The following is a 13761-nucleotide window of genomic DNA, read 5'->3' on the forward strand; positions in this document are numbered from 1 at the left end:
AGATGGATCTACCATCTCTTTTCTATTTTTAGTAAATATTTGCCATATTTAAATACTTCGTTTCACAGTAATAGCCTTTGCCGCCAACATAAACCTTTTCTATTTTATTCTCGCTATCGGTTGCTAATTTAACTAATATTTCGGAAGGCGAGTGTAAAGAATAACCTTGTTCAAATACATAGACTTCTTTTTGTAAGTAGTGCTGTTCATAAAGGTAGCAAGCTAATGCACCGTTTGAAGTTCCAGTCGCTGCTTCTTCATTAATGTCGTATAGTGGAGCAAAGTTTCTGCATATTATTCGATTGTCATTAAAAGTATATAGATGCATTCCGACAACATTATAATACTTGCTGATTTCTTTCATTTTTTCAAAATTAGGTTACAGTGTATGTAATTGTGTTTCACTTTTTATAGGAATTAAAATATCTTTTAATCCCGTGGAGACAATTTGAATTGGGTATGTATTGTCTATAGCTTTACTATCAAAGCAGTCGATGAACTCATTTGGAGATATAACATCATAGAATATCGGTTCGTTTTGTTCCATGAATATGATGTCATCTTTTATGGTGATAGTCAGAACACCGCTGTTCGTTTCAATCGTATAGCGATTCTTGAAAAGTTTATTTACATGCATCAGTATCGCCAAAGAGCCAATTGTAGCATGACCACATAAATCAACTTCCTCTTTTGGTGTAAAATACTCAATTTTATAGTCAGCAATTCCAGATTCTGATATAAATGCGGTTTCCGCATAGCCCAGTTGTTTGGCTATTTCCATTTTTTGAATAGTGGTCAATGTATTCTCCATAAACACCACTCCTGCTTTATTTCCGCCTTTACGATCCTTACTAAATGCACTTGCAACATAGACAGGTATTTTCATAAGACACCTTCCTCGCATATATAATGAAGGCAATCCCCATAAAAATGCTGATTGCTCTATTAAAATAATCTCTACTAGATTATAAGAGGGATTATTTTTATACTTTTCTATTGAGAAACAAGTTGCTTTTCATACCTTTTGTTCGCGTCATCTTCCGTCAAACATGCAGTTGTGTAATTAATAATATTCCGGTTATCATATGTGAATATATGCTCGAACTTACTTTCTTCTTTTAATATGATTGGTAAATAGCTTTGTAAATTGCTAACTACACCTCTATTATCACAATTTAATATCCAATCAATTTCTTTCCATTGTAATAATCCTTCCGCCGTACTTAATGGTGTGTCCATATGCACTCCATGTGGTAAATCAGCAAGGAATACATACATTCCCTCACCATCCCAAGGCTCGTCTTTATCTTTAAAAATAACATTCCCTTTAGATGTTACACTTGGAAGCTCTATTCCCGTTTCCTCAAACGTTTCTCTAATAATTCCTTCGTATGGCGTTTCATTCTCCTCTATTTTTCCTCCGACACCATTCCACATTCCCATGTTTGGCTTTTTATTTCTATTTAATAACAGTATTTTATCGCGTTTTCTAATAAAACAAATGGTGTACTTGTACATACGATCATTTCCTTTCATTTTCATATAAGTTATTTGGCTTATTTTCAAGTAAAAACACTCGCCTTACAATTCCTTACCACATAGTATATAGTACAACTTTCATGCGTAAACACTTTACGTCAAACGAAAGAATCTTTTATAGAAAGGAGAATTTAAAATCGATAATATAAGCAATGAATTTCTAAACCAATATTACGACAGCCTTGTGTGGTTAAAAGATACACACTGGCTCGGGGTTCCAATCTGTAAACTTCCCTCTGACCTTTTTTTGTACCAAGAGATCATTCACGAATTAAAGCCCGATTTAATTATTGAATGCGGGACATTTCATGGTGGTAGTGCACTGTATTTAGCTTCTATGTTAGATTTAATTGGAAAAGGTCATGTACTTACTATTGATATAACTCCGCAGCCAAATCGGCCATCACATAATCGGATTACGTATTTAACAGCTTCTTCTGTTTCTGTACAGGCCGTCCAAACCATTTTAAGTATGCGCAAACCTGATGATGTGATTTTAGTTATTTTAGATTCTGATCATAGTAAAGAGCATGTCTCAAAAGAACTTTTACTATATAAATCTATCGTCACTACTGGAAGTTATATGATTATAGAAGATACCTCTATTAATGGAAATCCTCTTCTTCCCGATTGGGGGCCTGGCCCGATGGAAGCTGTGGATGAGTTTTTAACTAAAAACAATAACTTCATAATCGACGAGTCTAAACATAAATTTTTCATATCATTCAATCCAAAAGGTTTTTTAAAGAAGATAAAGTGAAACTTTAATAAGTGGGGGGGTGTACATCCCCACTTATTCTATGATTTTCATTTTTGAAAAAGGATAATATACAAATTCCACCTTGCCTATTATATTATCTTCTTCAATATATCCTAAGCCATTGCGACTATCCCTACTCACTTCGCGGTTATCTCCCATGACAAATAACTTATTTGGCGGGATTTTTGTCTTTTGAAAATTATAAAATACTTGCGTATTATTGAATAAATCTTTATTTGTATACGGTTCTTCTTGTTTTTTATCATTTATATATAAAGATCCATTCGTTATGTTAATTACGTCACCAGGAAGTCCTATTACTCGTTTTACATAATATTTCGACTCATCTTCTTCCTTTATAATGACAATTTCTCCGTGCTCTAAATTAGAAAAATGCACTGCTGCTTTATTTACAAATACGTAGTCTTCTTCATATAAAGTTGGTTGCATCGATTTCCCTTCCACTTTACATAAAGTAAAAGAATGATAGGCTACTACCAAAACAAACACGAAGAGTATGTATTTCCCCCAGCCTCTTTTAATCTCCTGTTTCATATCCATTCCTACCTTATTTAAACGCTTTTTAACTCAAAAAATATATCACTGCACAATAAGTTTCTGTGCAGTGATACTATTTTTACTGGGCCTTGTTCAGCTGTTCTACTGGGACTAGATTTCCACCCGCTCTTTTCGCTTTCAATTCAAAATATGAATCCAAAATCTCTTTACCAATCGCGGAATTAATGCCTGATTTGTCATCATTCACCCAAGGTACAACAACTGAAAAAGCAACTTCCGGATCAGCATCATATGGTGCATAACCGGCAAGAGTTAAATTATAACATTTTTTTCGGTTATTGTTTTCATCTCTTCCAATATCACTTTCTCCACCGTATACGGTTTCAGCTGTTCCTGTTTTTCCAGCTGGTTTATACGGTAATCCTTTAAACGTTGCCGTACCTGTTCCGTCAGTTTCTTGAAAAACTCTTCTAAATCCTTCTTTTACATGATTAATGTATGAAGTGTCCATATCCACTCGATTTAAAATAACCGGTTCAATAGAGCGTATAACTTTTCCTACATCCTCTGGTCTATGTGGTTGCTCTCTCACTTCTTGTACAATTTGTGGTTTCATCCGGTAACCGCCGTTTGCAATTGTTGACATATATTGAGCAAGCTGCAGCGGTGTATATGTATCGTACTGTCCAATCGCATAATCAAGTAAAAAACCAGGTATGTTATCCGTTCTACCTATTTGACCAATCGATTCATTTGGCAAATCAATACCAGTCGGTACACCTAAGCCAAATTGTCTAAAGTAGTAGCGCATTTTATTAAATGTCTCTTGTTTAATGTCTAACGGATTATTTGGCGCATAATTTATACCTGCCATTTTTAAAGCCGTGTTAAACATATAAACGTTTGATGAAACTTGTAAAGCTCTTAAATCATCAATATCACCAAAATCTTTCCACGATTTCTTTGGCTTACTACTTCCTTTAAAATACATTGGTGCATCAAAGAAATGCGTATACGGCTTAATTGTTTCAGTTTGATATCCAGCTAATAACGTGGCCCCTTTCACAGTTGACCCTAACTCATAAGAACTTGTCATCGTTCCTAAAGCAAAGTCTTCTATTTGCATGCCGCCATCTTTATTTACAATTTTCTTTCCTGCCATTGATAAAATTTGCCCGTTTTTCGGGTTCATCATTACAACGAATGCACGATCCATCATTGGCTCTGCAGAATGAAATGCTCGTAAATTCTTTTCAAGACTTTGCTCTACTTTTTTCTGCAACTCCATATCCACTGTTAACATTAAATTATTTCCACTTTTTCCTTCAGTCACTTTTTCTGTCCGAATAATATTTCCTGCTTTATCCGTAATATTTTTAGACTGTTCTTTCGTACCATGTAATGCATCTTCGTATTGTTTCTCGATGTAGCTCTTACCAATACGGTCATTTCGGTTATAATCACGCACTAAATAATAATCTAACTGTTCTCTTGGCAAGCCCTCATTTTCAGTGGAAACGCTACCAAGGATAGAACGAAGTATTTTATCATTTGGGTATTCACGTTCCCAGTCCACTGTCGTATCCACTCCTGGCAAACTCGCCAATCTTTCACTTACGACTGCATATTCATTTTGACTTACATCTTTTTTAACGATTTGCGGCGTCATTTTATATCCCGCATTCATTTTACTTTTAATTGCTAGTACTTCTAAATCCTCTTTTGAAAGTTCGCTTAATTCTTCTTGCGTAATTCTTTCCCTGCGTAACTCTTCTACTTTTTTATCTAATTCTTTTCCTTCTATTTCTTGCTCCCTAAATTTACTCTCATCTTCTTTTGTCACTTTTGCAGCTGCTCGCTTTTCATTTAACTGCATCCAAAAATCTTTTTTATCTGTTTCTGTCAACTTATCTATATCTTCTGGTGACATTTCTATTAGCTGGGCTAACTGCCTTGCTACTTGTAAAACTTCTTTCGAATCTACCCCTTTCATTTTCGTATATGTAACGGTTCGTAGTGGTTTGTTATTTACAATCACTTGACCTTGCCGATCAAACATTTTCCCTCTAGGAACAGGAGTGCTTACCGTTACATCTTCCTTTTTGTTCACTTCATTTCTATACGTTTCTCCATCAATGATTTGTACTTTACCTAATTGAATTATAATAGCTGAAAATAAAAGAAAGACGATAAAAAATAGTACATTTAACCGAAAAGGAATATGAATCTTTTTCTTTTTCGATTGTTTCTTCTGCTCCTTTTTCTGTCTCATTTCGCTCCCTCGCTTCATTCTATTAACATTTCTACATAGAACCATTATGTATCAAATTTATTTATATGGTATATATAGAATTTTATATTAATTACAAAAGAAATAAAAGATTTAATTTTCAGTTTTTTGGTTTATATCCTATTTATTACCATTCCCCTTAATTCGTCATAACATGAATTTTCTTCAAACAAAAAACTGAGGTGTTCTCTATACACCCCAGTTTTTTCGTTAACTTATTTCATTTAAGATAACCCTTCAACAAACTCACCAATCTTATTTTGAAAAACAAAATCAAAGTTATATTCTTGTCCTGTTAACTCTTCATTTACTAAAATTGTTGTTGCCCCTATTTCCCTCTTTGCGATTTGTGGAAATGAAGCGACAGGTTGTACTTTTAACGACGTTCCCATAACAATAAGTACATCTGTTTCATATAAACGTTTTATCGCATTTTGATATTGCGGCAATGTATCTCCGTATAAAACAACGTCTGGATTTAAAATGAAATTACACTTCTGACAGCAAGGCACTTCATGATCAATCATATACTGTAAATCATATCCCGCTTTACACTTCGGACAATGTGCTGTTTGAAGCGTTCCATGTAGATCAATGACATGTTTACTACCACCTAATTGATGTAAACCGTCAATATTTTGGGTTAAAATCGTAATATCTTTCCCTTGTTCTTCTAATTCAGCTAAAAAACGATGACCACGATTTGGTTTATATTGATGAAACGTATTAATTTGAAAGATTTCTTTATAATGCTTCCAAAATTCTTTTGGACTTCTATTATAATATCCTCTTGATAAATACATCTCCACATTCGCATCAGCATACAATCCATTTGCTGAACGGAAATCTGGAATACCACTTTCCGTACTTGCTCCTGCGCCTGTTAACACTGTAATTTTCTTCGCTTTTTCTAAAATTGAACGTACTTCTTCAAATTGTTGCACAAAAATCACCTCTATGTATTTTCCTATACTTATTATACCAGTTGTTTACAGGAGGTGTTGTATGATTCGTTTTATTTAATGCGTGGTGCCACCAATTTCCACAATATCGACCTCAACTGTCGTCGTAACCTCAATCGCCAATTCTATCCCTTTACGAATAGTAGAAAGCGACATACTTGGTTGGCCTGGATAATTGCTCGCTTGTTCTGGTAAAAACGGAATATGAATAAATCCACCTTTTATTTTCTTATCACGTTTCACTAGTTCATGCATGAGACCGTAGAATAAATGATTACAAACGAATGTACCTGCTGTTTGGGAAACGGAAGCTGGTATGCCTTCTTCTTGTAATCTTTTTACAATTGCTTTCATCGGAAGTGTAGACCAATAAGCAGCTGTTCCTTCTTCTACAACCGGTACATCTACCGGCTGATTCCCTTCATTGTCAGCAATTCTTGCATCATCAACGTTAATTGCGACTCGCTCTATCGTAATATCTGGTCTGCCTCCAGCTTGTCCAATACATATAATCATTTCTGGGTTTAGTTCTTCTATATATTCTTTTAAAACTTTTATTGATTTATGAAATACAGTTGGGACTTGTTTACTAATAATCTTGTATTCTCCCACTGTTTTTTCATGTAAACTTTTTGCAACTTCCCAAGCTGGGTTAATGCTTTCTCCGCCGAACGGATCGAACCCTGTTAGTAATACTGTTTTCATAGTTTTCCCTCCTAATTAGAAACGATATACAAGACCGTACATAATAAACATATTGATAATAAAGATGGAAAGAGCTATTGGTACTTGTGCTTTAATAACTGCATTTTTATCTTTTAGTTCTAATAGCATCGCCGGAACAATATTAAAGTTTGCTGCCATTGGAGTAAGCAGTGTTCCACAATATCCAGCAAACATACCAAGCGCTGCCATAATTGCCGGGTTTTCTCCGTGCATTTGTACAATTAAAGGTAAGCCAATTCCGCCAGTAATAACGGCAAACGCTGCGAATGCATTCCCCATTACAACTGTAAAGAGCATCATTCCTAAACAATACGCCATAACAGCAACGAACGGATACTCTGTCGGTAATACTTGTCCAACTAAATCTGAAACAACTTGTCCAACGCCAGACTTCGCGAAAATACCGCCAAGTGCTGCTAACATTTGTGGTAAAATGACAGCCCAGCCGACAGCTTGTAATAGTCTGCTTCCTTCTTGAACAGGCGTTGTTATTTTCGATTTCGTAATACGCATCGCCGCAACGAATGCAAGTAATGCCCCAAGTGCTAATGCAACTAGCGTTACTTTATCTGGATCAACAAGAGAAACATTTCCCCATTTGATTTTCCCTAACGTTAACGTACCGATAATTGTAAAAATAGGAATTAATAGTGCAGGCATAAAAATTTTATTTTTTAATTTCTCCGCATGTTTCACACGCTCTTTTACTGGAACTTCTTTCTCCTCTGATTTTGTTACTTTATTTAATGAAGCTAACACGACCATAGCGAGCACGATACAACCAACATAAAACGAAGGGATTACATTTCCGAATAAAAATGTAACTGCAAATAACGCCCAAAATAAGCTAGAACCAAATCGATTTGGATGTTGGCGATCAAAGGCAATACGAACAGCGATAAAAGCAACGATTATACCTAATACGTAATAAATTGTATCCATTGTGATAATGTTCATCTTATATTACCTCCTTCTCTTCTTTTTCTTTTGCTGTCATCGTTTTCGCTATATATTTATCAAATCTTCTAAATCTGATCCAGCTTACGATAAGTGCTGATATTGCAGTTGGAATACCCCAAAGCGCCATATCCCATACACCAACATGCATACCTACTGAATCGAAGAATCCTTTCATTAATAAAATGGCACCAGTTGCGATAAAAATGTCTTCTCCGAAAAACCAAGCTGTATTTTCCGCAGCCGCTGTATTTGCTTTAATCTTTTCTCTTAACTTTTCAGGAAGCTTACCGTATTTACCTTGCGCAGCTCCTTCTGCCATCGGTGCAACGAGCGGCCTTACCGTTTGTGCATGACCACCAATGTTCAGTCCAAGTGCTGCTGATGATTCTCTTATCGTAAAATATGACATTAATACTCTTCCAGTTGTTGCACCTTTTGATTTCGTTATAAGTGCTTCTGCTCTTTCTTTTAAACCGTAACGCTCTAAAATGCCGATTACAGGTAAAGTTAATATAATTGGCATAGACATATATCTATTTTCTATGAAAAACTTACCGAACATGCTGATTACATCATAAAAGCTTAATCCCGAAACCATACCCGTAACAATACCTGCAACCATAACTACTAAAAGTGTATTTAATCTAAATAAAAAGCCCACCGCAACAAGTAATATCCCGATTAATTTCACCAATTCCAACACTTCCCCTCATATTTTTACTTCGGTGCACAAATAGAAATACCATTAAGTTCGAATGTTCTGTATATTCTTCTCGCAAATTGCACTGCTTTCTCTCCATCACCATGTAAACAAATTGTTTTCGCGTGAACTGCTACTTTCTCTCCGTTCACCGCGTTTACGTAGCCTTCTTTCACCATTTGAAGCACTTGCTTTATCGCTTCGTCTTCATTTTTTATAAGTGCATTTTCTTCCGTACGGCTCGTTAATGTCCCATCTTCCTTATACGTCCGATCTGCAAAAGCTTCTTGTACGAGAGTTATATTATATTTTTCCGCAGCCTGTATAAACGCCTCGCTATTTGCTAATCCGTAAAGTAATAGATTTGAATTACTATGATAAATTGCCTTTGCAATTGCATCTGCAATTTCCGGATTAGTCGCCGCCATATTATATAGAGCACCGTGCGGTTTCACATGATGCATCTTCCCGCCAGCTGCTTTCACAAAAGCGTCTAATGCACCGATTTGATACAATACATAGTCGTATACTTCACTCTCTGAAACATTCATATTTCTTCTTCCAAATCCAATTAAATCAGGAAAACCAGGATGCGCACCAATTGCTACATTGTGCTGCAGTGCCTTTTCGACCGTTTTCCTCATTACAGTCGGATCACCCGCATGAAAACCACAAGCAACGTTTATAGAGGAAACGAACGGAAGAATTTCATCATCATTCCCCATTTTATAAGCTCCAAAACTTTCTCCTAAATCACAGTTTAAATCGATTGTCGTCACGATGTTACCCTCCCAATTTCAGCTTCGTAAAGCGATAAATTTCTTTAATAGATTCATATTTACTTCTTGTTCTATGTACAATTGTTCCGCTTCTTCAAGCGTAATGTTCTTAAAAGAAACATAGTCCCCTGGTTTTAACTGAGCAAGAAGAGGTAAATCTACTGAAATGATATTTCCCATTCTCGGATACCCGCCCGTCGTTTGCCTATCTGCCATTAATATAATCGGCTGTCCACCATTTGGCACTTGAATCGTTCCGAATGTAACGGGACTTGATAAAATCTCTTTTTCTTCCACTCTATTTAAAACTTCTCCTTCAAACCTATAGCCCATACGGTCAGCGTAATTAGATACTTTGTACTCTTTCGTAAAAAATGCCTGTATACTTTCTTCTGTAAATTGATCATATTCAAAATCAGTTATGACACGCAGCTTAGGATATTTCTTATATTTTGGCCTTATGCTGCTGCCAATTGTCCAGTTCGTTTTGACTCGCTCTCTCTTTTGTAAATCTTGAATGAAACGACTCGCTATTTCTGTCTGCGTACCAATTTGAAAATAATCTCCTTTTTTCAGCATTCTCCCTTCCATACCACCAATCGCTGCACGTATGTAAGTACTTTTGCTGCCCATTATGCGATCAATCTGTATACCACCTGCAAAAGTTACATACGCTCTGCAACCACTTTTCGCTTTTCCAAAACAAAGCATGCTACCTTCTTCTGCTAAAATGGGACGCCATAATGGAATACGTTCCCCATTCAGTAACGGTTCCATATTTGCTCCGCCAATCGCAAGTAAAGTTGTTTTCTTTATTAACAATTTAGGTCCCATAATTGTCATTTCGAGTCCCGCTTCATTCTCTTCATTACCGACTAACATATTAATTATCCGAAGTGCACTTTGATCCATGGCCCCGCCAACTGGTACACCGTATTGTTGATAATGAGTTCGCCCTAAATCTTGGACTGTTGTAAACATCCCTGCATGCAAAACTTCTACATCCATTCTTTAGCCCCCTCAAGTGATACATACTCTTCCTTCGTTATTGGGATAAATCGTAAGTACATACCGCTTTGAATATATGTTGGTGTTTCTTCTTCTGGATTAAATAAGGAGATTGGTGTTCGACCAATAATATTCCATCCCCCTGGTGTTTCAAGCGGATATATACCTGTTTGATTTCCGCCAATACCTACCGAACCAGGGGGTATTTGTAATCGTGGTGTTTCTTTTCTAGGTGTTTCTAATTCTTTTGATAGCCCTCCTAAATATGGAAAGCCTGGTGTAAAACCTAACATATACACAAAGTATGTTGTTTCACTATGTATGCGAATGACATCTTCTACCTGTAATCCTCTATAATGCGCGACCTCTTCCAAATCAGGTCCATATTCTCCTCCGTAGCAAACAGGTATAGAAATATGTTTCACATTCTGATGTAATTCTTCTTGATACGAATTACAAAGCTCCTGTATATACCGACAAACGTAATGATATGCTCCTTCACTTCTCCCATTTCGCTTCCATACTTCGTATACATTGTAGTAGACCGCTAATGAAGTGAAAGATGGAACACACTCAACCATTCCTGTAAATGGATGCTTCCTCAAAGCTTGAAACAATCGCTGCACTTTTTCGTATGTCTCCATCCGAATTTCTTCACCAAATGTAACAATAATTGCTTGATCCCCTGACGCAGAAAATTTCATCCCACTCCCTCTTTCTATGCTAAAAAGCCGAGTTCTTTCGAAATGCGCTGTGCTGTCTCTTTCACTTTCGCAATAAAATATGCAACATTACTTTCGTTATATTCAATTGCTAATCCCGAAATACTAATCCCTGCTACAACCGTTCCATCGCTTGCAAAAATAGGCGCTGCTATTGCTGCTGTATGATTTTCTAACTCCGAATAACTAATGGTATGTCCTTCCTTTTTCGCCATTTGTAACACTTCTAACAACTGTTTTTTATCCACGATTGTTCCATCGGCAAACTGTTTTAAATCCGTTTCTTCTATGTACTTCCGTTTCTCTTCCTCAGAGAAATACGATAGTAAAATTCTCGGGCATGCACCCGCATAAAGTGGCGCTCTTCTTCCAACCGCCGTATACACGCGTACAGGCTGAGCACCTTCCATCTTTTCCACATAAATCGCATCAATACCATCTTGAATAATTAAATTAACTGCCTGTCCTAAACTATCTCTAAGCTCTTTCATATATGGAATCGCAATATTTCTTACTGATAATCTTTGTGAAACTAGTTGACCGAACCGTAAAAAAACGACTCCGAGACGATATTTCCCCTTCTCATTTTTTTGTAAAAACTCCATTTCTTCTAACGAGCCAATTAAACGATAAACAGATGTTTTCGGCATACTCGTAAGCTGAACCATCTCTGTTAAACTTAGCTCTTCATGCTCATAAAACAACTCTAAAATATCCATTGTCTTAACTGCTGTTTTATTTATACTCATTCTATCTCCCTCTTGTTCCGAATTTCGGAACTTAAATTCCGTTTTTCGAAACAAACGTATAATTCAAAATTATAAAATATTCTATCAATTCTATCAATATTTTTTTCAAGCCTATGACTCGATATATTTGTCAGTAATTTAAAAAACGTAAACAATCCAATTTATTTGTAAATTTTTACATTAAACTATTACATTTCTAATACACTTCAATTATCATGATATATATAACAACATATAAGGAGTGTTTCTTTTGAAAAAGCTACTAGTGATTCCTGCTATTATGTTATCTTTTTGTATAGGTTATAATGTGACATTTGCGACAAATGAAGATACTCATGCAACCACTAAAGTTGCCCAACATCATAAAATAGTGAACGAAGAAATTCATTTTTTCGGATCAAGTATTTCTAGCTTTAACTACTCTCACGGTGATGAATTAAGCCTTTTTGTAAAAAATATAGGCGATTCTTCTTTTAGTTACACTTTATATAACGCTAAAGGTTCTTGGATAATCGACGGAACTTTAAAACCCGGGGCACAAGCGATCAATGAATTTAATATAAATTGGAGTGATTGGCTTCCTGAAGGTGAATACAAGATCAAACTTAGAAATAATGATGGTTCTCTTTCAAAAGTTCAAGTGATAGCAAAACCAAACATTTAAATAAGGCACAAAAAAAGTATGGAAGAATATTTTCTTCCATACTTTTTGTTTATAACGCTCTTACTTGTTTCAACGGCCAGAAAACAGCTTGTCCTTTTCCGACAATCTCATCTTCTGAAATGAATCCAAACATACGACCGTCTTTCGAAACTTCACGATTATCTCCTAAAACAAACACTTGACCTTCTGGCACTTTCGTTTTTCCTGTGATTTGTTCTAACGTAAAGTCTGGAGTTAATACACGGCCTGCTGCTTTTTCTTTAAACTCTTTTAAATATGGTTCTTCCATCGCTTTTCCGTTTACATATAACACATCATTTTTATACTCAACTGTATCACCTGGTAAACCAATTACTCGTTTTACTAAATCGTATCCTTCTTTTCCGTGGAAGACGATAATATCAAAGCGCTCTAATCCACTTATACTATAACCAATCTTATTTACGAGAACTCGTTCGTTATTTTCTAAAGTAGGCATCATCGATTCACCTTGTACTAATGAAGGTGTAAATAAAACACCTCGAATAATAACGATTAATACAAGGGTAAACCCTATCGTTTTAGCCCATGAGAATAATTCTTTCTTCGTATTTTCCTTCATCGTTTCTCCTCTTTCTTTATTATTTATTGTATGATTTGAACTAATTCTTGTACTAAATTAAGATCAATGTCAGAAAAACATGATTTCCCTTCTCTTACCGCTGTACCGACATGCGCTTGCGTGATTCCAGTTTCATCTAGTAATTGCTTTATATTTTCTTTCGTTACCCCAGCTCCAACTACAAGTTGAATTTGACCATCGCTTACCTTTTGCATTTCTGTAAGTACCGGAATATTCTCTACTATATTTCCTTGTCCACCTGAAGTTAAAACGTGAGTCACTTTATGAAACTTCTTTAAAGTTCTCATCGCTTCTACCGGATTTTCTATATCATCTATCGCACGGTGGTACGTTACATTTATTCCATCTACAACAGATAGTAAATCTGCTAATTTCTTTTCATCCACTTCATTTTGTTCGTTTAATACACCTAATACAACACCAGCTGCACCTAACTTCTGCGCGATAATAATATCTTCCTTCATCATTTCAATTTCTTCTTCCATATATGTAAAAGACTTCGCATGCGGGCGAATCATAACGTGAATCGGTATATGTACTGCTTCTATCGCTTTTTTAATAAATGCATAACTCGGCGTTAAACCACCTTCTGTATAAGATGAAATTAATTCAATACGCTTCCCGCCAGCTCGTTCAATTCGTTTCACATCTTCTAAACATGTTGCAATAACCTCTAGCATGAGATGACCTCTTTTCGTGCTTTTTTCTTATTATACAGTAGGTGAAATAAGAAGCATAGCATTCTCCTATAAAACTATAAA

15 protein-coding genes and 1 pseudogene are annotated in these 13761 nt (G+C 35.8%); 2 read left to right on the forward strand and 14 right to left on the reverse strand.

The window, feature by feature from the left end:
* Nucleotides 1–28 precede the first annotated feature (28 nt).
* Together AAG068_RS15005 and AAG068_RS15010 are read right to left on the reverse strand one after the other, a co-directional pair.
* Nucleotides 29–886, reverse strand: a pseudogene (locus tag AAG068_RS15005) (PhzF family phenazine biosynthesis protein).
* 107 nt (nt 887–993) lie between these two features.
* Nucleotides 994–1518, reverse strand: coding sequence for an NUDIX hydrolase (locus AAG068_RS15010; protein ID WP_342719773.1), 525 nt, complete (start codon nt 1516–1518; stop codon nt 994–996).
* Between the two features lie 157 nt (nt 1519–1675).
* On the opposite strand from AAG068_RS15010, the gene AAG068_RS15015 reads away from it, so the two are divergent.
* Nucleotides 1676–2299, forward strand: coding sequence for a cephalosporin hydroxylase family protein (locus AAG068_RS15015; protein ID WP_306475324.1), 624 nt, complete (start codon nt 1676–1678; stop codon nt 2297–2299).
* A gap of 33 nt (nt 2300–2332) precedes the next feature.
* On the opposite strand, the gene lepB (AAG068_RS15020) is transcribed toward AAG068_RS15015, so the two are convergent.
* The 10 genes from lepB (AAG068_RS15020) to AAG068_RS15065 form a co-directional block, all read right to left on the reverse strand.
* A complete protein-coding gene (gene lepB, locus AAG068_RS15020) occupies nt 2333–2854 on the reverse strand; it encodes a signal peptidase I (protein ID WP_342714851.1) in 522 nt (173 codons plus the stop codon).
* Between the two features lie 82 nt (nt 2855–2936).
* Nucleotides 2937–5090 (reverse strand): peptidoglycan D,D-transpeptidase FtsI family protein, encoded by a 2154-nt coding sequence (locus tag AAG068_RS15025; RefSeq protein WP_342714852.1) that lies wholly within the window; start codon nt 5088–5090, stop codon nt 2937–2939.
* Nucleotides 5091–5332: 242 nt separating this feature from the next.
* The gene (locus AAG068_RS15030) at nt 5333–6052 is read right to left on the reverse strand and encodes an NAD-dependent protein deacylase (RefSeq protein WP_342714853.1); all 720 of its coding nucleotides are present in this window, start codon (nt 6050–6052) and stop codon (nt 5333–5335) included.
* 75 nt (nt 6053–6127) lie between these two features.
* Nucleotides 6128–6775: a pyroglutamyl-peptidase I gene (gene pcp / locus AAG068_RS15035; protein ID WP_342714854.1), complete on the reverse strand. Its 648-nt coding sequence runs from the start codon at nt 6773–6775 to the stop codon at nt 6128–6130.
* Nucleotides 6776–6790: 15 nt separating this feature from the next.
* Nucleotides 6791–7753, reverse strand: a complete 963-nt coding sequence (locus AAG068_RS15040; RefSeq protein WP_342714855.1) for a DUF979 domain-containing protein — start codon at nt 7751–7753, stop codon at nt 6791–6793.
* Between the two features lies 1 nt (nt 7754).
* Nucleotides 7755–8450: a DUF969 domain-containing protein gene (locus AAG068_RS15045; protein ID WP_342719774.1), complete on the reverse strand. Its 696-nt coding sequence runs from the start codon at nt 8448–8450 to the stop codon at nt 7755–7757.
* A 23-nt stretch (nt 8451–8473) separates the two neighbouring features.
* Entirely contained in the window at nt 8474–9235 is a 762-nt protein-coding gene (pxpA, locus tag AAG068_RS15050; RefSeq protein ID WP_342714856.1) for a 5-oxoprolinase subunit PxpA, read from the reverse strand.
* Between the two features lie 18 nt (nt 9236–9253).
* Nucleotides 9254–10243 carry a biotin-dependent carboxyltransferase family protein gene (locus AAG068_RS15055; RefSeq protein ID WP_342714857.1) on the reverse strand — a complete coding sequence of 330 codons (990 nt, stop codon included), beginning with the start codon at nt 10241–10243 and terminating at the stop codon, nt 9254–9256.
* Nucleotides 10234–10947: a 5-oxoprolinase subunit PxpB gene (gene pxpB, locus AAG068_RS15060; RefSeq protein ID WP_342714858.1), complete on the reverse strand. Its 714-nt coding sequence runs from the start codon at nt 10945–10947 to the stop codon at nt 10234–10236. The genes AAG068_RS15055 and pxpB overlap by 10 nt, the downstream gene beginning before the upstream one ends.
* A 14-nt stretch (nt 10948–10961) precedes the next feature.
* The gene (locus AAG068_RS15065) at nt 10962–11714 is read right to left on the reverse strand and encodes an IclR family transcriptional regulator (protein ID WP_342714859.1); all 753 of its coding nucleotides are present in this window, start codon (nt 11712–11714) and stop codon (nt 10962–10964) included.
* 250 nt (nt 11715–11964) lie between these two features.
* Here AAG068_RS15065 and AAG068_RS15070 point away from each other — a divergent pair, with 250 nt between their 5' ends.
* Complete coding sequence (locus AAG068_RS15070) at nt 11965–12378, forward strand: hypothetical protein (protein ID WP_342714860.1); 414 nt, start codon at nt 11965–11967, stop codon at nt 12376–12378.
* A 49-nt stretch (nt 12379–12427) separates the two neighbouring features.
* Here AAG068_RS15070 and lepB (AAG068_RS15075) read toward each other — a convergent pair whose 3' ends face one another.
* Together lepB (AAG068_RS15075) and AAG068_RS15080 are read right to left on the reverse strand one after the other, a co-directional pair.
* Complete coding sequence (gene lepB / locus AAG068_RS15075) at nt 12428–12979, reverse strand: signal peptidase I (protein ID WP_000662503.1); 552 nt, start codon at nt 12977–12979, stop codon at nt 12428–12430.
* Between the two features lie 23 nt (nt 12980–13002).
* The gene (locus AAG068_RS15080) at nt 13003–13680 is read right to left on the reverse strand and encodes a copper homeostasis protein CutC (protein ID WP_342714861.1); all 678 of its coding nucleotides are present in this window, start codon (nt 13678–13680) and stop codon (nt 13003–13005) included.
* Between the last annotated feature and the right edge of the window lie 81 nt (nt 13681–13761).

Origin of the sequence: Bacillus paramycoides (genome assembly GCF_038971285.1) — a bacterium.
Lineage (GTDB): Bacteria > Bacillota > Bacilli > Bacillales > Bacillaceae_G > Bacillus_A.

Coding starts and splice junctions, on each gene's coding strand:
- lepB (WP_342714851.1), bottom strand. CDS start 2,854: ATGAAACAGGAGATTAAAAGAGGCTGGGGGAAATACATACTCTTCGTG.
- AAG068_RS15080 (WP_342714861.1), bottom strand. CDS start 13,680: ATGCTAGAGGTTATTGCAACATGTTTAGAAGATGTGAAACGAATTGAA.
- pxpB (WP_342714858.1), bottom strand. CDS start 10,947: ATGAAATTTTCTGCGTCAGGGGATCAAGCAATTATTGTTACATTTGGT.
- AAG068_RS15025 (WP_342714852.1), bottom strand. CDS start 5,090: ATGAGACAGAAAAAGGAGCAGAAGAAACAATCGAAAAAGAAAAAGATT.
- AAG068_RS15055 (WP_342714857.1), bottom strand. CDS start 10,243: ATGGATGTAGAAGTTTTGCATGCAGGGATGTTTACAACAGTCCAAGAT.
- lepB (WP_000662503.1), bottom strand. CDS start 12,979: ATGAAGGAAAATACGAAGAAAGAATTATTCTCATGGGCTAAAACGATA.
- AAG068_RS15040 (WP_342714855.1), bottom strand. CDS start 7,753: ATGAACATTATCACAATGGATACAATTTATTACGTATTAGGTATAATC.
- AAG068_RS15065 (WP_342714859.1), bottom strand. CDS start 11,714: ATGAGTATAAATAAAACAGCAGTTAAGACAATGGATATTTTAGAGTTG.
- pcp (WP_342714854.1), bottom strand. CDS start 6,775: ATGAAAACAGTATTACTAACAGGGTTCGATCCGTTCGGCGGAGAAAGC.
- AAG068_RS15010 (WP_342719773.1), bottom strand. CDS start 1,518: ATGTACAAGTACACCATTTGTTTTATTAGAAAACGCGATAAAATACTG.